Below are 19,762 nucleotides of genomic sequence, written 5' to 3'. Positions count from 1 at the left end.
CGGAGATGGTTTCACGCTAGTTCACCGGCGCCTCGAGACCAGTGGCCGGAGCGCAACACTCCCGCCTTTCACCCCCTACTCGGCGGGTTCGCGCAGCCCCAGCGCCGGGGTCCCGTCCTCGTCCTCAGCCTCGTCGAAATCGACGCCGAGGCTCTTCTGAGTGCGCGCGCCCATGACCTTGAGCTTTTCGATCTGGCCCAACACGTTGCCGCGCCCGGTGGAGAGTTGGCCCATCGCGTCGTCATGCGCGCGGCTCGCGGTCGCAAGTGCTTTGCCGACCTGCTCCATGTTGCCCACGAAACCCGCGACCTTGTCGTAGAGCTTGCCGGCCCGGTCGGCGATCGCCTCGGCATTGCTCTCGCGCCGCTCGACCGTCCAGATGTGGTCCACCGTGCGCAGCGTCACCATCAGCGTCGAGGGAGTCATCACCCCGACCCCCTTGGACACCGCATAGGCCGTGAGGTCGCCGCTCTCGGCCAGCGCCGCCGACAGCGCCCCCTCGATCGGCATGAACATCAGCACGTAATCGACCGAGCCGTCCTGCATCGCTTGGTAGCCCTTGGCGGCGAGCTGATCGATATGGCGGCGGACCGCCGCGACATGCTCGCGCAGATGCCTTGCGCGCTCTTCCTCGGTCTCGGCATTCACGGCGGCCTCATAGGCCACGAGGCTGACCTTGCTGTCGATCACCAGGCTCTTGTCGCGGGGCATCTTCACCACGACGTCGGGCCGCCAGCGCGCGCCCTGATCGTCGGTGCGGCTCTCCTGCACGACATAATGGGTGCCGCGCTCGAGCCCCGAGCTTTCGAGAATCCGCTCGAGGATCATCTCGCCCCAGGCGCCCTGCTTCTGCTTGTCGCCCTTGAGCGCGCGGGTGAGAGCGGCGGCCTCGGAGCGGATCGTCTCGGACTGGGTGGTCAGCATCTCGATCTGCTTGCCGAGCCGTGCGCGTTCCTCGTCGGCCTTGCCATGCACCTGCCGAAGTTCGGTCTCGAAGCGCGAGACATGGTCGCGGAACGGGGTGAGAAGCTCGGTGAGCTTCTGGGTGTTGGCCTTGGAGAAATCCTCACCGGTCTGGCGCAGGGTTTTCGTGGCAAGCTCTTCGAAGCGACGCGACATCTCCTCGCGCAGCTCCTTGAGTTCCTTGATCCGGATCTCGGCGGCCTCGATTTCGCCCGCGCTCCTCGCCTGCAGCGTCGCATGGTCCGACTGGAGCTGCGCATGGCGCTCCTGCAGCTCGCGCATCTCGGCGGTGATCTCCGAAAGCTGCCCCTTCAGATCGTCGCGCGCCTGTTCGAGCCCGCGCTTGGCCTCCTCCAGCGCCGCCTTGGCCGCACGGGTTTCGCCATGGGCGGCATCACTCTCGAACTGGGCCCGCCGGGCCGCGGTCAGCTCTTCCTTGAGCGCGGCCAGCTCACGCTCGCGCTCTTCCAGCCGGGTGCGCCGCCCCTCGGCCTGGCTGCGCACCTCGTCGGCCGCGCGCCGTCCTGCCTCCAGATCGCCGCGCAGCGCCGCCAGCGCGGCGCGCGCGCCCTTGAGGGCGGTGACGGCGGCAACGAGGGCCACGAGCAGTACGAGGGCCGCACCTAGGGAAACGACGCTGAGGAGATCGCTGGGCATGGGGGCATCCTTGCTGGAACTGCGCCGATGTTCACGGTTCGACCCCGATCCGTCAACCCGGCGTTGCAGATACGAAAAACGGCGGCAGGATGTCCCGCCGCCGTCCTGAATTCATCGCCTTGGCTTACTGGTCGAGGAAGCTGCGCAGCTTGCGCGACCGGCTCGGATGCTTGAGCTTCCGGAGCGCCTTGGCCTCGATCTGGCGGATCCGCTCGCGCGTCACCGAGAACTGCTGGCCGACCTCTTCGAGGGTGTGGTCGGTGTTCATGCCGATGCCGAAGCGCATCCGCAGAACCCGCTCCTCGCGCGGGGTGAGCGATGCCAGAACCCGCGTCGTGGTTTCCTTCAGGTTCTCCTGAATGGCGGAATCCAGCGGCAGGATCGCGTTCTTGTCCTCGATGAAATCGCCGAGCTGGCTGTCTTCCTCGTCGCCGATCGGCGTTTCGAGCGAGATCGGCTCCTTGGCGATCTTCATCACCTTGCGGACCTTCTCGAGCGGCATCTGCAGCTTCTCGGCCAGCTCCTCCGGGGTCGGCTCGCGGCCGATCTCGTGCAGCATCTGGCGGCCGGTCCGCACCAGCTTGTTGATCGTCTCGATCATGTGGACCGGGATACGGATGGTCCGGGCCTGGTCGGCGATCGAACGGGTGATCGCCTGGCGGATCCACCAGGTCGCGTAGGTCGAGAACTTGTAGCCGCGGCGATACTCGAACTTGTCCACGGCCTTCATCAGGCCGATGTTGCCCTCCTGGATCAGGTCCAGGAACTGCAGGCCGCGGTTGGTGTATTTCTTGGCGATCGAGATCACGAGGCGCAGGTTGGCCTCGACCATCTCCTTCTTGGCCTGACGGGCTTCCTTCTCGCCCTTCTGGACCTGCTGGACGATGCGGCGGAACTCGCCGATGTCGACGCCGACATACTGGCCGACCTGAGCCATCTCGCCGCGCAGTTCCTCGATCTTGCCGGCCGAACGCTCGAACAACGCTTGCCAGCCGCGGCCCGGCTTCTCGGCCATCCGGTCCATCCAGGTCGGATCGAGCTCGGCGCCACGATACTCGTCGATGAATTCGCGGCGGTTGATACGCGCCTGGTCGGCGAGCTTCACCATCGAGCTGTCGATCGACATGATCCGGCGGTTGATGCCGTAGAGCTGGTCGATCAGCGCCTCAATGCGGTTGTTGTGGAGGTGCAGCGAGTTCACCAGCACCACCAATTCGGAACGCAGCGACTGGTACTCGGCCTCGTTCGCCTTCGAGAAGGTCGAGTCCTCGTTCAGCGTCGCCGACATCCGGGCGTCCTGCATGTCGGACAGGCGCGAGAAGTTCTCGGCGATGGTGTCGAGCGTCTCGAGCACGCGCGGCTTGAGCGCGGCCTCCATCGCGGCGAGCGACATGTTGTGCTGCTCGTCGTCCTCGTCGTCGTCATCGCTGTTGCGGATCGGGTTGCCGTCGGCGTCGTATTCCGGCTTGTCGCCACCGCGCTCGGACTTCTCCGCACCGCTCGCGGCGCCGGCCTCGACCACGGGCTCGTCGCCCTCCTCTTCGCCCATCTGGCCCGAGAAGGTAGTTTCGAGATCGATCACGTCGCGCAGCAGAATGTCCTCAGACAAGAGCTCGTCGCGCCAGATCGTGATCGCCTGGAAGGTCAACGGGCTCTCGCAGAGGCCCGCGATCATGGTGTTGCGGCCGGCCTCGATCCGCTTGGCGATGGCGATCTCGCCCTCGCGGCTCAGCAGTTCGACCGAGCCCATCTCGCGCAGATACATCCGGACGGGGTCGTCGGTACGGTCGAGCTTCTCGGCCTCGGCGCCGCCCAGCGCCACCTCGCGGTTGCCGCCGACGGTGGCAATCTCGCGCGAGCCGCCCTCCTCGACTTCCTCGCTTTCCTCGGCTTCGGTGACTTGGATGCCCATCTCGGAGAGCATCGACATGACATCCTCGATCTGGTCCGAGGAGACCTGATCGGGGGGCAGCACTTGGTTGAGCTGGTCGTAAGTGATGTAGCCGCGCTCGCGCGCCTCGGAGATCATCTTCTTGACCGCCGCCTGGCTCATGTCGAGCGTCATCGCCCCGTCCTGGTCGTCGTCCTTGCGGTCGTCGGTGTCTTTCGCGGCCATGAAGGGCTCCTCGTTCGGTGAACGTCCTGTCCAGCGCCGGGCAGTGATTCGGACTGCCCGAATCAAGCCGCAAGGGCCGCGATTCGCAACCTCCCGGCGTCCGATTCTTTCACGCAGTCGCAACGTCCACTGCCGAATCGGGTGCAGCGCGTCGCCGATCAGCTGCCGGGCTTCGCCTTTCCGAAGGCGATCGTGCCCAGCAAGGCATCGAATTCGGTCCGCTCGTCACGCCGCATCGGCGCGCCGTTGGTACCGTATTCGTATTCGGTCGTATCCTCCCCGTCGCCACGCCCCGCCCGATCCAGCGCCTCGGCGGCCCGCGACAGGCGCCAGGTCAGCCCCTCGTCGCTCAGCCCCGAGAGGTCCTCGACCGCCTCGGCCAGTTCGCGGGCATGACCGCGTCGGGCATCGAGTTTGGCCAGTTCCTCAGCAAGGCACATCCGCGCCGTCTCGGCATCGCCGGGTCGGCGGACGCCCGGGCTGATCGCCACATGGCGCTGCGCGAACAGGGATTCAAGGGCTTCCGGCCCCAGCCGGGCCTCGAGCGCGCCGCGCAGGTCCGGCTCGTGGTGGCAGGCGAGAATGCCATGTACCAGCGCCGCGTGATCGGAATCGCGGCACTCCATCCGTTCCAACGCTGCCTCGAACTCGGGCAGCACCTCGGGTGTGGCGATCAGCGTGGCGAGGATGACCGCCTCGCGCAGGTGATCCTCGACCGCGCCGCCGGTGGCGAGCATTGAGGCGCGCGCCGAGGGGCTGGGCGCCAGCGGCAGTTGGCCGGGCTTGAAGAACCCGCCCTGCCCCTTGCGGTCGATCCGGGTCGGCCCGCCCTGCCGGCGCGGGTTGAACAGCTCCCATTTCAGCCGTTTCAGTTCCTGCTCGTAATGGCCGCGCAGATCCGGATCGCGGATCAGCGCCACCGCGTCGCGCAGCCGCTTGTCGAGCGCGGCCCGCCGTTCGGGGCTGTCGAAATCATGCCCCTCGGTCTCGCGCCGCCACAGCAGCTGCACCATCGGCTGCGCGTTCGACACGATCTCGCGCATCGCGCCCGCACCCTTGGCCCGGATCAGGTCGTCGGGATCAAGCCCTTCCGGCATCAGCGCGAATCGCAGCCCATGCCCCGCGCCGATCAACGGCAGCGCGAGGTCGATTACCCGCTGCGCGGCGCGCAGCCCCGCCGCGTCGCCGTCGAGCGCGATCACCGGCTCGGGATGCACGCGCCACATCAGCTGCAGCTGGCTCTCGGTCACGGCGGTGCCGAGCGGGGCCACCGCGGCCTCGAGCCCCGCCTCCGACAGCGCGATCACGTCCATGTAGCCCTCGGCCACCACAAGCGGCGCGCCTTTGCCCGCAGCCTGACGCGCCTGGGCGAGGTTGTAGAGATTGCGCCCCTTGTCGAAGAGCTCCGTTTCCGGGGAGTTCAGGTATTTCGCCCGCGCATTGGGATCCATCGCCCGCCCGCCCAGCGCGATGGCGCGGCCGCGCGCGTCGCGGATGGGAAAGATGATGCGGCCCCGGAACCTGTCATAGAGCGCGCCGCCGCCCTCGGGCCGTGCGGCGAGGCCGGCGGCGACGATCATTTCCTCCGCGATGCCCTTGGATTTGAGCGCGCGGGTCAGCGCGGCCCGGTCGTCGGGTGCGAAGCCCAGCTCCCAGCGCGACTGCGCCGCCTCGTCGAGGCCGCGCCCGGCGAGATAGTCGCGTGCGGCGCTGGCGACCGAGCTGCGCAGCTGCATCCGAAACCATTGAACGGCCTGCTCCATCACCTCCACCAGCTCGGAGCGACGATCGGCCTTTTTCTGCGCCTGCGGATCGCGTTCGGGCATAGCCATGCCCGCCTCGGCGGCGAGGATCTTCACCGCGTCGATGAAGTCGACATTCTCGGTCTCGCGCACGAAGGAGATCGCGTCGCCCTTCGCGTGGCAGCCGAAGCAGTAGTAGAACCCCTTGCGGTCATCGACGTGAAAGCTCGCCGATTTTTCCTGGTGGAACGGGCACGGCGCCCAGAAATCGCCCTTGCCCTGGTTCGACTTCTTCATGTCCCACGCGACCTTGCGCCCGACCACCTGGCCGAGGCTGAGGCGCGTGCGCAATTCGTCGAGGAAACCGGGGGGCAGACTCATGGCGTCAATATCGGGCCGGGCGGGGGGCAAGTCCAGAACCAGCCCGCCCTCGACCGATCACTTCTCGCGTCCCGCCGGCCCCTCGCGTAGGCCCGCGAAGAACCGCGAGAGCAGCGCCTCCGCCTCGGCGGCCGCGATGCCGTCGAACAGTTCGGGCCTGTGGTGGCATTGCGGGTGCGAGAACACGCGCGCGCCTTGCGCGACGCCGCCCGACTTGGGATCGGCCGCGCCGTAATGCAGCCGCGCGATGCGGGCGAAGGAGATTGCCGCCGCGCACATCGGACAGGGCTCCAGCGTCACCCACAGCGCGCAGCCGGTCAGCCGCTCGGAGCCCAGCGCCGCGCAGGCGGCCCGGATCGCCAGCATCTCGGCATGGGCGGTGGGATCGTTCATCTCGCGGGTGCGATTGCCGGCCCGGGCGATGGGTCGCCCGGAGGCGTCGGCAACCACGGCGCCGACTGGCACCTCGCCGCGCGCGGCGGCGGCGCGCGCCTCCTCGAGCGCGATATCCATGTGCGAGCGAAAACGCATAGGCCCTGATGCCCGGCGCACCCGGCGCTGGCAAGGCCGGGCGCGAGCGGCTATGGCGGGAGGATGGACAAGAACGAAATCCCCGAGGGCGATCGGATCGCCAAGGTTCTCTCGCGCGCCGGCGTGGCTTCGCGTCGCGAAGCCGAGCGCATGATCGAGGACGGCCGCATCAAGGTAAACGGCGAGCGGATCTTCAGCCCGGCGCTGAACGTCACGGCCAAGGACCGCATCACCGTCGACGGCGCGCCGCTCGCCGCGCCCGAACCGGCACGGCTGTGGCTCTATCACAAGCCCGCCGGGCTGGTGACCTCCGCCTCGGACGAGAAGGGCCGCAAGACGGTCTTCGACGAGTTGCCCGAGGACATGCCCCGGGTGATGAGCGTGGGCCGGCTCGACCTCAACTCCGAAGGGCTGCTGCTGCTGACCAATGACGGCGAGCTCAAGCGTCGGCTGGAGCTGCCCTCGACCGGCTGGCTGCGCCGCTACCGGGTCCGGATCAACGGCTCGGTGAGCGAGGAGAAGCTCGACCGGCTACGTCAGGGCATCTCCGTGGAGGGCGTCGACTACCAGCCGATGCAGGTGACCTTCGACCGCCAGCAGGGCGCCAACGCCTGGCTGACGGTCGGGCTGCGCGAGGGCAAGAACCGCGAGATCCGGCGCGCCATGGCGGCGCTCGAGGTGACGGTGAACCGGCTGATCCGGATCAGCTACGGCCCGTTCCAGATCGGCAATCTCGAGCCCGGCGAAGTCGAGGAGATCCGCCCCAAGGTGCTGCGCGAGCAGCTCGGCGAGAAGGATGGGCCGAAGGTGCAGCGGCGCCGCCCCGATGGCAGCCCGGGCGCCAAGCCCGCTGTGCGCGGCGGTGCACCCAAGGGACCGGGCGGCGCGCGCAAGCAGGCGAGCGAGGCCAAGCGGACGGGCCCCGGCAAGACCGGCCCGGCCAAGACCGGCGCGCCCGAGGCCAGCAAGCGGCCGGGCGGCACCGGTCGCGTGTTCGGCGCGAAGGTGGCGAGTGGCGGCGAACGCCCCGCCTCGGGCGGCGAGAGACCGGGTCCGAAGGGCGATCGGCCAGCACACAGGGGCGACCGCCCGACGCGCGGCGGCCCCGGAGGCGGCAAGAGCGCCAAACCTTTCAAACGCTGAGCGCCTCTCGAAAAGCCGCGCGCCACCTCCTATTATCAAGAGGGCCTAGCCAAGGGACCGCCCGGCCATGACGCGATTGATTCTGCTGCTGCTTGTCGCCTCCGCGCTGGTCTTTGCCGGGGCGCAATTCCTCTCGGCGCTGCGCGATGTCGCGCGGCGGCGCGGGGGATTGCCAGCCACTCAGGAGGACGCCATGCCAGCGCCATTCCGTACCATCGCCTATCTCGTGCTGCTGGCCCTGATGGCCGGCACCGCCACCGGTCTTCTGGGGGCCGGCTGATGGCCCGGCGCTTCGGCGGGCGATACAGCCCCGGCGCGCAGCCCGGCCAGCCGGCCGCCGATCCAGGTGACACCGCGCGGGTCGACCCGGCGGGCGCGCGGGTGAACCTCCTCTTCGTGCCCCCTGCCCTTCTGGCGCTGTTCTCGCTCGGTGCGGGTCCCGCCGGCCTCGTCGCCGGTCTGGTCGGCGCGGGCGTGCTGACGCTCGCGGCCTTCCTGCTGCGTGACGGGCTGCGGGCCGAGGCCGAGTGGCGGGCCCGACCCGTCGCCCGCAGGCCGGCCTGGCCGCGCAAGATGATGGCCTCGGGGCTGACCGGGCTCGGCGTGGCACTCGCTGCATGGTCGGGCGATGGCGGCGTGCTGGGCGCGGCGCTCTACGGCCTCGCCGCAGCGGGGCTGCACGTTGCAGCCTTCGGCATCGATCCGATGTCCGACAAGCGTATCGAGGGCGTCGACGACCACCAGCAGGACCGCGTGGCCAAGGTGGTCGACGAGGCCGAGACCTATCTTGCGCAGATGCGCTCGGCGATCGCCGCGCTGCGCGACCGCCAGCTCGACGAGCGCGTGGCCGCCTTTCAGGCCCGCGCGCGCGAGATGATCCGCAGCGTCGAGCGCGATCCGCGTGACCTGACGCAGGCGCGGCGCTATCTGGGCGTCTATCTGATGGGCGCGCGTGACGCCTCGGTGAAATTTGCCGATCTCTGGTCCCGCAACCGCGACAGCGCCGCGCGGGCCGAGTATGAATCGCTCCTGACGGATCTCGACCGCAACTTCGCGGCCCGGACCGAGACGATGCTGCTCTCGGACCGGACCGACATGGATATCGAGATCAGGGTGCTGCGGGACCGACTCGCATGCGAAGGCGTTGTTGCGTCGTCTGAAAGAGGGAACGAGTGATGTCCGACAAGACCCGCGACGCGGCCGCGGCCCGGATGGCCGAAATCGATACGCTGAACGACGCCCGCCTGCCCGACCCGGCGCCCGAGCTGAGCCTCGAGAGCGCCGCGCCGGCGCAGACCGAGGAAATCCGCAAGCGGATGACCGAGATCGCTCTCGGCGATACCAATTCCATCGTCCGCTTCGGCTCCGGCGCGCAGGCCGAGCTGCAGCAGATCAGCCAGTCGATGCTGCAAGGCGTGCAGAACAAGGATGTGGGCCCGGCGGGCGACAGCCTGCGCGATATCGTCGCCACGATCCGCGGCTTCGACGTCGGCGAGCTCGATCCGAACCGCAAGCGGTCGCTCTGGGACAAGCTGATGGGTCGGGCCAAGCCGCTGGCCAAGTTCACCGAGCGCTACCGCGAGGTGCAGGGCCAGATCGACCGGATCACTGACGAGCTTCTGCGCCACGAGCACGCCCTGATGAAGGACATCGAGAGCCTCGACGTGCTCTACGACAAGACGCTCGCCTTCTACGACGAGCTGGCGCTCTACATCGCCGCCGGCGAGGCCCGTCTGAAGGAGATCGACGAGACCGAGATCCCTGCGCAGCAGGCGCGGATGGAGGCGGCCTCCGAGGAGCGCCAGGTGATGGCGGCGCAGGAACTGCGCGACATGCGCGCGGCCCGCGACGACCTTGAACGGCGGGTGCATGATCTCAAGCTCACCCGGCAGGTGACGATGCAGTCGCTCCCTTCGATCCGGCTGGTGCAGGAGAACGACAAGTCGCTGGTCACCAAGATCAATTCGACGCTCGTCAACACGGTGCCGCTTTGGGAGACCCAGCTGGCGCAGGCGGTGACGATCCAGCGCGGCGCGGCGGCGGCAGGCGCGGTGCGCGAGGCCAACGATCTCACCAACGACCTGTTGCGCTCGAACGCCGAGAACCTGCGCACCGCCAACAAGGCGATCCGCACCGAGATGGAGCGCGGCGTGTTCGACATCGAGGCGGTGAAGGAAGCCAATGCCAACCTGATCGCCACCATCGACGAGAGCCTGACCATCGCCGACGAGGGCAAGCGCAAGCGCGCCGAGGCCGAGGCCGAATTGCGGCGCATGGAGGCCGAGCTGAAATCGGCACTCGGCGCGGCCCGTGGCCGGGCTGCGGCACAGGGCGATCGGCGGGGGTGACGCGGTGAGGCTCGATCGCGCGTCCGGATTGGTCGGGGGGTTCATGGCCCTGTCGCTCGTCGCAGCCTGCGCCGAGCCGCCCGAACTCGTGCCGGTGACGCCGCCGCGCAACCAGCCGGTCGCCACCGCGCCGGCGGCCATGGCACAGCCCTCCACCCCGAGCCCGCAGCCGCGGCCCGAGCCCGTGGCCGATCCGGTCCGTTCGGCCGCGAGCCAGGCCCTGTCACAGCATTACGCCAAGCTGCAATCCGACCTCGTGGCGCAGGGACTTCTGCGCGGCGATGGCGGCGGGCCCGACACCCCCTTCACCGACACCATGTTGGCCCGCAACTTCATCCGGATCGCGCTGTTCGACGAATATGTCGCCGACGGCACCGAACTGCGCGCCGAGGCGACGATGAGCCGGCTGCGGCGCTGGGAAAGCCCGATCCGCATGGATGTGCGGTTCGGCGACACGGTTCCGGCCAAGCAGAGGGTACGGGATCGAAATGCCGTCGCCGCCTATGGCGCGCGGCTGTCGCGGCTCACCGGCGTGCCGATCACCCAGACCGCTGAGGAAGGCAACTTCTCGGTACTGATCCTGAACGAGGACGACCGCCGCGGCTTCGAAAGCGAGCTGCGCCGCATGGTCCCGGGCATCGCCGAAAGCTCGGTCCGCGCCTTCCTCAACCCGCCACGCTCGACGCTGTGCCTGGTCATCGCCTTCTCGCAGGATGGCGGCAGCACCTACAGCCGCGCCGTGGCACTGATCCGGGGCGAGCATCCGGACCTGCTGCGCCTCGCCTGCATCCACGAGGAGCTGGCGCAGGGCATGGGCCTCGCCAATGACAGCCCCCAGGCCCGCCCCTCGATCTTCAACGATGACGAGGAGTTCGGCCTGCTGACCAAGCATGACGAGCTGCTGCTCAAGATGCTTTACGATCGGCGCATGCGGCCGGGGATGAGCGCCGTCGAGGCGGCGCCGATCGCCCGCGACATCGCGGCGGAACTCTTGGGCGGCAACGTCTGAGCGCAACACGGGAGACGACCATGGGCATTCTCGACTTTCTCTCCGGCCAGTTCATCGACGTCATCCACTGGACCCAGGACGACCGCGACACCATGGTCTGGCGCTTCGAGCGCGAAGGCCACGAGATCAAGTACGGCGCCAAGCTGACGGTGCGCGAAGGCCAGGCTGCGGTCTTCGTGCATGAGGGCCAGCTCGCGGATGTGTTCAAGCCCGGTCTCTACATGCTCGAGACCAACAACATGCCGATCATGACCTCGCTGCAGCACTGGGACCACGGCTTCCGCTCGCCGTTCAAGTCCGAGGTCTATTTCGTCAACACCACCCGGATCACCGACCGCAAATGGGGCACCAAGAACCCGGTGATGTGCCGCGACCCCGAATTCGGCCCTGTACGGCTGCGCGCCTTCGGCTCCTACGCGATGCGGGTCAAGGATCCGGCCCTGTTCCTGCGCGAGATCGTCGGCACCGATGGCGAGTTCACGACCCAGGAGATTTCCTACCAGATCCGCAACATCGTGGTGCAGGAGGTGAGCCGGGTGCTCGCAGGCTCGGGCATCCCGGTGCTCGACATGGCGGCCAACACCGGCGATCTCGGCAAGGTCGTGCGCGACGCCATCTCGCCCGTGGTGGCGCAATACGGCCTCGAGATCCCCGAATTCTACGTCGAGAACATCTCGCTCCCCGACGCGGTGGAGCGGGCGCTCGACAAGCGCACCTCGATGGGGATCGTCGGCGATCTGGGCCGCTTCGGCCAGTATTCCGCCGCCGAGGCGATGACCACCGCCGCCGCCAACCCCTCCGGCACGATGGGGGCGGGCATGGGCTTCGGCATGGGCATGGTCGCGGGACAAGGGCCGTGGGGCCCGATGCCCGGCCAGCCGCAAACCCAGGCGCCGCAGGCCGCGCCGCCACCACCGCCGCCCGCCGAGCATGTCTGGCACCTCGCGGTGAACGGCGAGGTCACCGGCCCCTTCTCCAAGGCGCGGCTCGGGCGGATGGTGACCGAGGGCGGCTTCAACCGCGACACCCTCGTCTGGACCGCCGGGCAAGATGGCTGGAAACCGGCCGAGGATGTGGACGAGCTGGCGCAGCTCTTCACCGTGATGCCGCCACCGCCGCCGCCCGCCCCGTGAGCCGGACATGACGGATCTGGCCGACCCCGCGCCCGGCGCGCCCAGCGGCGTGGTCGAGGAGCACCGTTTCCCCTGCCCGGTCTGCGGCAGCGACATGCATTACGCCCCGGGCACTAGCGAGCTGGCCTGCACCCATTGCGGCCATCGCGAGGCGATCGCATCGCGGCCCGACCCCGAGGCCACGCGCGAGATCGATTTCGAGAGCGCCCGACGCGGCGACGTGCCGGTCTCCGAGATCGAGGAGACCCGGGTCGCCTCCTGCCCCAATTGCGGGGCGCAGGTGGAGTTCGCGCCTGGCACCCACGCCACCCGCTGCCCCTATTGCGACACGGCGGTGGTCGCCGACACCGGCACCCATCGCCACATCAAGCCCCGCGCGCTGCTGCCCTTCGAGGTCGACGAGGCCCGTGCGCAGAAGGCCCTGACCGAGTGGCTCGGCAGCCGGTGGTTCGCGCCGAACGGGCTCAGGCAATACGCGCGCAAGGGGCGGCGGATGAACGGCATCTACGTGCCGTTCTGGACCTTCGACGCGGCCACCCAGACCGAGTATCGCGGCCAGCGCGGCGACACCTATTACGTCACCCGCACCGTGATGCGCGACGGCAAGCCCACCCAGGTGAGCGAGCCGCGCATCCGCTGGCGCCGGGTGCGCGGGCGCGTCGCGCGCTTCTTCGACGACATCCTCGTGCTCGGCTCGAAATCGCTGCCCAAGGCCCATACCGACGCGCTCGGGCCGTGGGACCTGCCCGCGCTCATCCCATACCGGCCGGAATACGTGGCGGGCTTCATGGCCGAGGGTTACCAGGTCGAGCTCGACGCGGCCTATGCCGAGGCACGGCAGATCATGGAGGACGTGATCCGCACGGATGTGCGCCGCGACATCGGCGGCGACCAGCAGCGGATCGACGACATGAACACCCAGGTGAGCGATGTCACCTTCAAGCATGTCCTGCTGCCGGTATGGACCGCCGCCTACCGCTACCGTGGCCAGAGCTATGCCTTCGTGGTCAATGCCCGCTCGGGCAAGGTGCAGGGCGCGCGGCCCTACTCCAAGTGGAAGATCGCGATCGCGGTCCTCCTGGCGCTGATCGTGGCGGCGATCCTTGGCTATTTCGGCTATCTCAACCAGTAACCACGCTTGCACGACCCGGCGTCAGGCGGCATTGTCCGCGCCGATCCAGACGCCTCCAAGACCCGGAAGGAAACCCGATGATCCTCGCCTGCGGCGAAGCCCTGATCGACATGCTGCCCCGTCGCACCGAAGCGGGCGAAACCGCCTTCGCGCCCTATGCCGGCGGCGCGGTGTTCAACACCGCCATCGCCATGGGCCGTCTCGGCGCGCCCACCGGGTTCTTCTCGGGCATCTCCTCGGACATGTTCGGCGACATCCTGCGCCAGACGCTCGAAGCCTCGCGGGTCGACACCTTCCCGGCGCATATCTCGGACCGGCCGACGACGCTGGCCTTCGTCAAGCTGACCGACGGTCATGCCACCTACAACTTCTACGATGAGAACACCGCCGGACGGATGCTGTCCGAGGACGACCTGCCCGAGCCGGGCGCCGAGGCGCTGTTCTTCGGTGGCATCTCCCTCGTGGTCGAGCCCTGCGGCGCCGCCTACGAGGCTCTGCAGGCGCGCGAAGCACCGACCCGCGTCACCATGATCGACCCGAACATCCGCCCCTCCTTCATCCGCGACGAAGCGGCCTATCGTGCCCGGCTGGAGCGGATGATCGCGCGCGCCGACATCGTGAAGGTTTCGGACGAGGACCTGCACTGGATCGAGGGCACGGGCGAGACCGCCGATCTCGCGCGCAAGATGCTCGCCAAGGGACCCAAGCTGGTCTGCATCACCGAAGGTTCGAAGGGCGCCACCGGCTACACCGCCGAGCATACGGTCAGCGTGGCCTCCCAGCGGGTCGAAGTGGCCGACACGGTCGGCGCGGGCGATACCTTCAACGCCGGGGTGCTGGTCAGCCTCGATCGCGCGGGGCTGCTCAACAAGGCGGACATCGCCACGCTCGACGAAGACGAGATCCGCAACGCGCTCAGCCTCGGCGCCAAGGCCGCCGCGATCACCGTGAGCCGCGCAGGCGCCAACCCGCCCTGGGACCACGAGCTTTGAGGGCACTGGTCCAGCGCGTCAGCGAGGCCAGTGTCAGCGTCGATGGCGAGGTGGTGGGTCGCTGTGGGCCGGGGCTTCTGGTCCTGGCCTGCGCGATGCAGGGCGATACCGACACCCTGCCCGCGAAGATGGCGGCCAAGATCGCCAAGCTCAGGATCTTTCGCGACGAGGCGGGGCGGATGAACCGCTCGTTGCTCGATATCGGTGGCAGCACCTTGGTGGTGAGCCAGTTCACATTGGCCGCCGACACCCGCACCGGCAACCGCCCCGGTTTCTCGACCGCGGCGGCGCCCGAGATCGGCGAACGCCTCTACCTGGCCTTGGCCGAGGAGCTGCGTGCGCTGGACGTACCGGTGGAGACCGGCCGCTTCGGCGCCGACATGAAGGTGGCGCTGGTCAATGACGGGCCGGTGACCATCCCGCTGGAGGTCACCGGCTGAACCGTCTCAGCAGGGCTGGGCCATCACCAGCACCCAGACCGGCCCCTTGGCACCCTGTGCGATGCCCACGCCGAATTCCTGCGCCCGGTCGAGCTCCATCACCTTGCGATGGCCGGGCGAGCCCTGCCAGCCAGTGATGATCTGGTTAGGACGGGGGTAGCCCCAGGCAAGATTCTCGCCACTGACGCCGGCGCAATAGCCGGTACGCTCCACCCGGACCCGATGATTCGAGCCGTCGCTGCCGCGATGGCCGAACTGGCCGGTGCGGGCCAGATCGCAGGCCTGAACCTGAGCGGCGCGGGACAGAGCGGGGTCGTGCGATACCCGGCCGAGGCCCCGCGAGGCGCGGAACGCGTTGAGTCCCGAGGCGACGCTGGTCGCCTTGCTGTTGGCATCGGCCGGCAATGCGCAGCCAGCGGTCGAAGCGGCGGCAGGGGCGGCGTCGAAGACGGGGATCGCGGGCACAAGCCCGAGCACGGGCAGCGCGGCAAGGGCCGCGGCCTTCAGGGTCTTTTTCATCTGCTCTCCTCAAGCGCGTTTTTTGCTAGTTCGCAAAAGAAACGTGGCAAGAGCAAGGCGAGAGGAAATTCAGGATAGGGTTTGCGCGATCATCCGCGCGTCCCCGCAAGAAGCCTGAGCGGCAAGCTGCCTGCGAACAGCGTCACGGCGACGCAGACAATGGAGGGGCCGACCGGCGTGTCGAGCCACTGCGCCACCCATAGCCCGCCCAGCGCCGAAAGGGCCGCTGCGCCCCCCGCAAGCACTGCCATCGCCTCCGGCGTACGGGCGGCGCCGCGCGCCGCGGCCGCGGGAATCACCAGAAGCGCGGTGATCAGCAGCGCGCCGACCACCTTGATCGCCACCGCGACCACGGCAGCGAGCAGCAAGGTCAGCACCAGCGCCTCACGACGCGGCGCGATTCCCGAGGCATGGGCGAGGTCGGGCGACAGCGTCGCGGTGAGCAGCCGCCGCCAGCGCCAGGCCAGCACCCCCGCCACGAGCGCCGCGCCGCCCCAGATCCAGGCGAGATCGCTCCGTGTCACGGTCAGCACATCCCCGAACAGGTATAGCTCGAGATTCACCCGAACGCCGCCGGTCAGCGCCACTGCGACGATGCCCGTGGCCAGCGCCCCGTGCGACAGCACCCCGAGCACCGTGTCATGGGCGAGGCCACGCCCGGACAGCGCATGCACCGCCAGCGCCATCGCCAGCGCCGTACCGAGCACGCCCGGGAACACCGCAATCCCCTGCCCCAGCGCAAGCGCCACACCGAGAATCGCCGCATGGCTCGTCGCGTCGCCGAAATAGGCCATGCGCCGCCACACCACGAAGCAGCCCAAGGGCCCGGCGGCCATGGCGGTGCCAAGCGCGGCGAGCCCCGCACGGATCAGGAAATCATCGAGCATGTCAGCCTTCGGCGTGGGAATGGTGGTGATGGTGATGCGCGGCGCCGCCAGCCTCGTGCGCATGGTCGTGCTCGTGCCGGTAGAGCGCCAGCTGGCCACCGGTGCCGGTGCCGAACAGCTCGCGCCAGGCCGGGGCGGCGGTGACCACCTCGGGCGTGCCTTCGCAGCAGACATGGCCGTTCAGGCAGATCACCCGGTCAGTGGCCGACATCACCACGTGCAACTCATGGCTCACCATCAGCACCGCACAGCCCAGATCGCGCCTGAGCGTCGCGATCCGGCGATAGAAGGCCGCCTGGCCGGGCTGGTCAAGGCCTTGGGTCGGCTCGTCGAGGATAAGGATCTGGGGTCGGTTCAACACGGCGCGCGCCAGCAGCACGCGCTGGAACTGCCCACCTGAGAGCGCCGCCATCTGCCGCCCCTCGAGGCCGGTCGCGCCGGATTGCTCCAACGCTGCGGCTGCGTCGGCGTCCGAGACTCGATGCGGCAGGTCCAGAAAGCGCCGCACGGTGATCGGCAGCGAGGCGTCGAGCACGAGGCTTTGCGGCACGTAGCCGATGCGTAGCCCCCGCGCGCGATGCACCTTGCCCCGGCGCGGCGCGAGTGCCCCGATCAGCAGGCGCAGCAGCGTGCTCTTGCCCGAGCCGTTCGGCCCGACCAACGTCACGATCTCCCCCGGCGCGACCGAGATCGAAACGTCGCGCAAGACCGGTGCGGCGCGCGGACCGAATTCGAGCCCGGTCGCAGAGAGCAGCGCGTTCATGCCGAATGCTCCTGACAGGCAGGGCACAGACCCTCGGCCTCGACCACCACCCGCTCGATGGCAAAGCCCGCCTCGGCGGCCGGGCGATCGAGCCCGTCCGCCCCCTGCATCTCGGCCACCGCGCCGCAGCCCCGGCAGATCAGGAACGCCGGCGCATGGTCGGCACCCGGCCGGGCGCATGCGACATATGCCGAAAGCCTCTCGATCCGGTGCGCCAGGCCGTGATCGACCAAGAACCCCAGCGCGCGGTACGCCACTGGCGGCTTCGAACCGAGGCCCTCGGCATCGAGCCGGGCCAGCACGTCATAGGCACCCATCGCCGCGTGCCCTTCGAGCAGGATCTCCAGGACGCGGCGGCGTAGCGGCGTGAGCCGCGCGCCATCGGCCGCGCAGCGCGCCTCGGCGACATCGAGTGCGCCTCGGATGCAGGCGGCATGATCGCCGCAGGCGAATCCGGCTCCGTTCATGCGCTGCTCCTTCTTGCCGGCCGCTTCTTGACCATTTGTTACGTTATAACATAGCTCGTAGCTCCCGATTCCCGCAGGCTCAAGAGGCTTTCATGCGCTGCACCGTCCCCACCGCCGTCGCGGTAATCCTTCTGGCCGGCCCGGTTCTGGCCGAGGCGCCCCGTGTCGTGACTGATACCGCGCCGGTGCACAGCCTCGTGGCCCGGGTCATGCAAGGGGTCGGCACGCCCAACCTGCTGCTGGCACCCGGTGGCTCGCCACACGACGCGAGCCTGCGCCCCTCGGATGCGCAGCGGCTGTCGGAGGCGGAGTTGATCATCTGGACCGGGCCGGATTTCCTGCCATGGCTCGAAGACAGCCTGACCGCGCTCGCACCCGAAGCGCAGCGCTTGGCACTGCTTGAAACCGATGGCTGGACGCGACTGCCGCTGCGCGAGGATCCTGCCTTCGAGACCGAAGGGCATGACGATCGTGGTGAGGCCGAGGAAAAGGCAGAGCATGGATCGCACGATGCCTTTGGCGCAACCGACCCGCATGCCTGGCTCGACCCCGAGGTGGCGGCCGCCTGGAGCGAAGCCATCGCCGAAACCCTCGCCGCCGCGGACCCGGAGAACGCCGAACTCTACCGCGACAACGCCAAGGCGGCGATCGCGGCGGATGCCGAGATGACGGCCCGGATCGCGGAGCGGCTGGCGCCGTTCGCGGATCGCCCCTACCTCGTTGCGCATGACGCCTACCAGTATTTCGAGGCGCGCTTCGGCCTGCCTGCTGCCGGCGCGCTGGCGCTTTCCGACGCTTCGGCCCCGGGGCCCGCGCGGATCGCGGCGCTGCGCGACATGGTAGAGGCAGGCGGCATCACATGTGTGCTGACCGATCCGGAGACGGCGCCCGATCTGGTCGCCCTGCTGCGCGAGAACAGCGACGCTGCTACCGCGGCGACCGACCCCGATGCGCTGAGGCTGGAGCCGGGCCCCGACCTCTATCCGGCACTGATGGAAGGGCTGGCGGCGGCCTATGAGGACTGTCTCGGCTAGGCGGCGCTGAGGCTGACCTTGACGCGGTTGCGGCCGGTCCGCTTGGCCGCGTAGAGCGCCGTGTCGGCGCGCCGCATCAGCGCTTCGGCTGCCATGTCCGGCGCAGCCCCGGCTGGCCCCGGCCCCAGCGCCACCCCGACCGAGACGGTCACGACCTGCAGGGAGGCTTGGCCCGACCCGCCAATGTCGAACGGTCGTTCGCGGATACGGCGGCGCAGCCGCTCGGCCGCGCGGCGGGCCTGATCGAGCGTGGCGTCGGGCATCGCTACCAGAAACTCCTCCCCGCCGATCCGCGCAATCAGGTCGGCGGGGCGCAGCCCGTCCCGCAGCCGTGCCGCGACCTGTGCCAGCACCGCATCTCCGGCGGCGTGGCCATGCCGGTCGTTGACTGCCTTGAACAGGTCGATGTCGAGCAACATCACAGCCAGCGGCCGGTTGCGCTTCCGAGCCTCGGTGATCAGTCGGGCGAGATGCGGTAGAGCGTAGCGGCGGTTCCACAGTCCGGTCAGCGCATCGGTCAAGGAGGCTTCCAATCCGTGTCGCTCGGTCATGCGCAACCGATCGGCGAGCGTCTTGCGGTGCAGCAGGCGACGCGCCCGGAAACCGATCTCGGCCTCCGTCACCGCCGCCGGAACGATGTCATCTGCACCGAGATCGAGCAGCATCGCCGCTTCGCGCCCCGGCTCGGGAAGCAGCACGAGCTGCGCCGCGCGGCGGGTCGCGGAGCGGCTGCGCAGCTCGGCGACGATCCGGAACAGCTCGCGCGAGGGGGCGCCCGCCGCCCGCAGCGCGGCGCCGTCGATCACGAACAGATCCTCCTCGCGGGTGGCGGCGGCGAATGGCCCCTGCGGCCCCACGCGGCGCGGCGCGGCGCGCAGAGCAGATCACGCGCGTCCACGAGTGTTCCCTGCACCCGGTCAGGCGCGATCAGGGTCGTACGCGGCCGGGACGCGAAGCCGGGCGCCGCCTCCGAGAAGCCCAGCATCCGATGCGTCGCCTCGCGCCGCGCCAGCTCTTCGAGCGTGTCGCGGGCCCGCATCAGGTTGCGAATCCGCGCCTGCATCAGCGCCGACGAGACCGGCGCCTCGGCCACCTCGTCCGCGCCGGCCTTGAGTAAGGCGAGCCGGGTCGCACCCGCCGCCCAGTGCCCCTGCACCACCACCGGCAGCCGCTCACCTCCTGGCATCGCGCGCAATCGGACGAGAAAGGCGGTGATCTCCTTCGACCCGGTGTCCCCCTCCGGCAGCTCGGCCAGCACGAGATCGACGCCCGGGTCGGGCAGCCGCGCCAGAATGCCCGCGAAACCCGGACAGAAGTCACACTCGAAACCAGCGTCGACCAGAGCCCGGCCCTGCTGCGCCGCCTCCGTTGCGATTCGACCAGTGATCAGGATACGACCCGACATGCAGATGTCCTTGTTCGGGCCAGCGGCCCGCTTCCGGGCCCAGCGCCCACTCCCGCCATCGAGGGTCGGAAAGAATGGTTAACAAATGCTTGCAAAACAC

General features: G+C 69.1%; 20 protein-coding genes. 10 read left to right on the top strand and 10 right to left on the bottom strand.

Translation table 11 applies throughout. The annotated features are described in order from the left end of the window. Positions 1-75: 75 nt before the first annotated feature. From FHS00_RS08235 to FHS00_RS08220, 4 genes are all read right to left on the bottom strand, one after another. On the bottom strand, positions 76-1,620 hold the full coding sequence (locus tag FHS00_RS08235) for a DNA recombination protein RmuC (RefSeq protein WP_183471729.1): 1,545 nt from the start codon (positions 1,618-1,620) through the stop codon (positions 76-78). A gap of 124 nt (positions 1,621-1,744) precedes the next feature. Continuing rightward, positions 1,745-3,736, bottom strand: a complete 1,992-nt coding sequence (gene rpoD, locus FHS00_RS08230; RefSeq protein ID WP_183471727.1) for an RNA polymerase sigma factor RpoD — start codon at positions 3,734-3,736, stop codon at positions 1,745-1,747. Between the two features lie 158 nt (positions 3,737-3,894). Continuing rightward, on the bottom strand, positions 3,895-5,859 hold the full coding sequence (gene dnaG, locus FHS00_RS08225) for a DNA primase (RefSeq protein ID WP_183471725.1): 1,965 nt from the start codon (positions 5,857-5,859) through the stop codon (positions 3,895-3,897). Positions 5,860-5,916: 57 nt separating this feature from the next. After that, a complete protein-coding gene (locus FHS00_RS08220; RefSeq protein WP_183471723.1) occupies positions 5,917-6,390 on the bottom strand; it encodes a nucleoside deaminase in 474 nt (157 codons plus the stop codon). Between the two features lie 63 nt (positions 6,391-6,453). Between FHS00_RS08220 and FHS00_RS08215 the strand changes: the two genes are divergently transcribed. The 9 genes from FHS00_RS08215 to dtd all read left to right on the top strand — a co-directional run bounded on the left by FHS00_RS08215 (position 6,454) and on the right by dtd (position 14,587). Next, positions 6,454-7,533 carry a pseudouridine synthase gene (locus FHS00_RS08215; RefSeq protein ID WP_183471721.1) on the top strand — a complete coding sequence of 360 codons (1,080 nt, stop codon included), beginning with the start codon at positions 6,454-6,456 and terminating at the stop codon, positions 7,531-7,533. 67 nt (positions 7,534-7,600) lie between these two features. Next, positions 7,601-7,813, top strand: coding sequence for a hypothetical protein (locus FHS00_RS08210; RefSeq protein ID WP_183471719.1), 213 nt, complete (start codon positions 7,601-7,603; stop codon positions 7,811-7,813). Further along, positions 7,813-8,709 carry a 5-bromo-4-chloroindolyl phosphate hydrolysis family protein gene (locus FHS00_RS08205; protein WP_183471717.1) on the top strand — a complete coding sequence of 299 codons (897 nt, stop codon included), beginning with the start codon at positions 7,813-7,815 and terminating at the stop codon, positions 8,707-8,709. The genes FHS00_RS08210 and FHS00_RS08205 overlap by 1 nt, the downstream gene beginning before the upstream one ends. Continuing rightward, positions 8,709-9,881, top strand: a complete 1,173-nt coding sequence (locus tag FHS00_RS08200; RefSeq protein ID WP_183471715.1) for a toxic anion resistance protein — start codon at positions 8,709-8,711, stop codon at positions 9,879-9,881. Before FHS00_RS08205 ends, FHS00_RS08200 begins: the two co-directional genes overlap by 1 nt. Positions 9,882-9,924: 43 nt before the next feature. Further along, on the top strand, positions 9,925-10,890 hold the full coding sequence (locus tag FHS00_RS08195) for a DUF2927 domain-containing protein (protein ID WP_183471713.1): 966 nt from the start codon (positions 9,925-9,927) through the stop codon (positions 10,888-10,890). 20 nt (positions 10,891-10,910) lie between these two features. Beyond that, positions 10,911-12,023, top strand: a complete 1,113-nt coding sequence (locus tag FHS00_RS08190; RefSeq protein ID WP_183471711.1) for an SPFH domain-containing protein — start codon at positions 10,911-10,913, stop codon at positions 12,021-12,023. Positions 12,024-12,030: 7 nt separating this feature from the next. Then, on the top strand, positions 12,031-13,155 hold the full coding sequence (locus FHS00_RS08185) for a TFIIB-type zinc ribbon-containing protein (RefSeq protein ID WP_183471709.1): 1,125 nt from the start codon (positions 12,031-12,033) through the stop codon (positions 13,153-13,155). A gap of 77 nt (positions 13,156-13,232) precedes the next feature. Beyond that, on the top strand, positions 13,233-14,147 hold the full coding sequence (locus tag FHS00_RS08180) for a carbohydrate kinase family protein (RefSeq protein ID WP_183471707.1): 915 nt from the start codon (positions 13,233-13,235) through the stop codon (positions 14,145-14,147). Then, the gene (dtd, locus tag FHS00_RS08175; RefSeq protein WP_183471705.1) at positions 14,144-14,587 is read left to right on the top strand and encodes a D-aminoacyl-tRNA deacylase; all 444 of its coding nucleotides are present in this window, start codon (positions 14,144-14,146) and stop codon (positions 14,585-14,587) included. Before FHS00_RS08180 ends, dtd begins: the two co-directional genes overlap by 4 nt. A 6-nt stretch (positions 14,588-14,593) precedes the next feature. Here the strand turns inward: dtd and FHS00_RS08170 are convergent, their stop codons facing one another. The 4 genes from FHS00_RS08170 to FHS00_RS08155 form a co-directional block, all read right to left on the bottom strand. After that, positions 14,594-15,106 (bottom strand): CAP domain-containing protein, encoded by a 513-nt coding sequence (locus FHS00_RS08170; RefSeq protein WP_246391206.1) that lies wholly within the window; start codon positions 15,104-15,106, stop codon positions 14,594-14,596. 89 nt (positions 15,107-15,195) lie between these two features. Further along, the gene (locus FHS00_RS08165; protein ID WP_183472021.1) at positions 15,196-15,993 is read right to left on the bottom strand and encodes a metal ABC transporter permease; all 798 of its coding nucleotides are present in this window, start codon (positions 15,991-15,993) and stop codon (positions 15,196-15,198) included. Position 15,994: 1 nt separating this feature from the next. Continuing rightward, a complete protein-coding gene (locus FHS00_RS08160) occupies positions 15,995-16,756 on the bottom strand; it encodes an ATP-binding cassette domain-containing protein (RefSeq protein ID WP_183471703.1) in 762 nt (253 codons plus the stop codon). Beyond that, a complete protein-coding gene (locus tag FHS00_RS08155; RefSeq protein WP_183471701.1) occupies positions 16,753-17,223 on the bottom strand; it encodes a Fur family transcriptional regulator in 471 nt (156 codons plus the stop codon). The genes FHS00_RS08160 and FHS00_RS08155 overlap by 4 nt, the downstream gene beginning before the upstream one ends. A 92-nt stretch (positions 17,224-17,315) precedes the next feature. On the opposite strand from FHS00_RS08155, the gene FHS00_RS08150 reads away from it, so the two are divergent. Further along, a complete protein-coding gene (locus FHS00_RS08150) occupies positions 17,316-18,257 on the top strand; it encodes a zinc ABC transporter substrate-binding protein (protein ID WP_183471699.1) in 942 nt (313 codons plus the stop codon). On the opposite strand, the gene FHS00_RS08145 is transcribed toward FHS00_RS08150, so the two are convergent. Together FHS00_RS08145 and FHS00_RS08140 are read right to left on the bottom strand one after the other, a co-directional pair. Next, positions 18,254-19,063 carry a diguanylate cyclase gene (locus FHS00_RS08145; RefSeq protein ID WP_183471697.1) on the bottom strand — a complete coding sequence of 270 codons (810 nt, stop codon included), beginning with the start codon at positions 19,061-19,063 and terminating at the stop codon, positions 18,254-18,256. The two genes, FHS00_RS08150 and FHS00_RS08145, sit on opposite strands and share 4 nt — an antisense overlap. After that, entirely contained in the window at positions 19,060-19,662 is a 603-nt protein-coding gene (locus tag FHS00_RS08140) for a response regulator transcription factor (RefSeq protein ID WP_183471694.1), read from the bottom strand. The genes FHS00_RS08145 and FHS00_RS08140 overlap by 4 nt, the downstream gene beginning before the upstream one ends. Between the last annotated feature and the right edge of the window lie 100 nt (positions 19,663-19,762).

It is taken from the genome of Limimaricola variabilis, from assembly GCF_014195545.1.
GTDB classification, from domain to species: Bacteria; Pseudomonadota; Alphaproteobacteria; order Rhodobacterales; family Rhodobacteraceae; genus Limimaricola; species Limimaricola variabilis.
The sequence above is the reverse complement of the archived record's forward strand: the minus strand, read 5'-3'. Positions and strand labels throughout refer to the sequence as shown.

Bases quoted from the DNA above. Each gene is read 5' to 3' on its own strand.
- FHS00_RS08235 (WP_183471729.1), bottom strand. From the start codon at position 1,620: ATGCCCAGCGATCTCCTCAGCGTCGTTTCCCTAGGTGCGGCCCTCGTA.
- rpoD (WP_183471727.1), bottom strand. From the start codon at position 3,736: ATGGCCGCGAAAGACACCGACGACCGCAAGGACGACGACCAGGACGGG.
- dnaG (WP_183471725.1), bottom strand. From the start codon at position 5,859: ATGAGTCTGCCCCCCGGTTTCCTCGACGAATTGCGCACGCGCCTCAGC.
- FHS00_RS08220 (WP_183471723.1), bottom strand. From the start codon at position 6,390: ATGCGTTTTCGCTCGCACATGGATATCGCGCTCGAGGAGGCGCGCGCC.
- FHS00_RS08215 (WP_183471721.1), top strand. From the start codon at position 6,454: ATGGACAAGAACGAAATCCCCGAGGGCGATCGGATCGCCAAGGTTCTC.
- FHS00_RS08210 (WP_183471719.1), top strand. From the start codon at position 7,601: ATGACGCGATTGATTCTGCTGCTGCTTGTCGCCTCCGCGCTGGTCTTT.
- FHS00_RS08205 (WP_183471717.1), top strand. From the start codon at position 7,813: ATGGCCCGGCGCTTCGGCGGGCGATACAGCCCCGGCGCGCAGCCCGGC.
- FHS00_RS08200 (WP_183471715.1), top strand. From the start codon at position 8,709: ATGTCCGACAAGACCCGCGACGCGGCCGCGGCCCGGATGGCCGAAATC.
- FHS00_RS08195 (WP_183471713.1), top strand. From the start codon at position 9,925: ATGGCCCTGTCGCTCGTCGCAGCCTGCGCCGAGCCGCCCGAACTCGTG.
- FHS00_RS08190 (WP_183471711.1), top strand. From the start codon at position 10,911: ATGGGCATTCTCGACTTTCTCTCCGGCCAGTTCATCGACGTCATCCAC.
- FHS00_RS08185 (WP_183471709.1), top strand. From the start codon at position 12,031: ATGACGGATCTGGCCGACCCCGCGCCCGGCGCGCCCAGCGGCGTGGTC.
- FHS00_RS08180 (WP_183471707.1), top strand. From the start codon at position 13,233: ATGATCCTCGCCTGCGGCGAAGCCCTGATCGACATGCTGCCCCGTCGC.
- FHS00_RS08170 (WP_246391206.1), bottom strand. From the start codon at position 15,106: ATGAAAAAGACCCTGAAGGCCGCGGCCCTTGCCGCGCTGCCCGTGCTC.
- FHS00_RS08165 (WP_183472021.1), bottom strand. From the start codon at position 15,993: ATGCTCGATGATTTCCTGATCCGTGCGGGGCTCGCCGCGCTTGGCACC.
- FHS00_RS08160 (WP_183471703.1), bottom strand. From the start codon at position 16,756: ATGAACGCGCTGCTCTCTGCGACCGGGCTCGAATTCGGTCCGCGCGCC.
- FHS00_RS08155 (WP_183471701.1), bottom strand. From the start codon at position 17,223: ATGAACGGAGCCGGATTCGCCTGCGGCGATCATGCCGCCTGCATCCGA.
- FHS00_RS08150 (WP_183471699.1), top strand. From the start codon at position 17,316: ATGCGCTGCACCGTCCCCACCGCCGTCGCGGTAATCCTTCTGGCCGGC.
- FHS00_RS08140 (WP_183471694.1), bottom strand. From the start codon at position 19,662: ATGTCGGGTCGTATCCTGATCACTGGTCGAATCGCAACGGAGGCGGCG.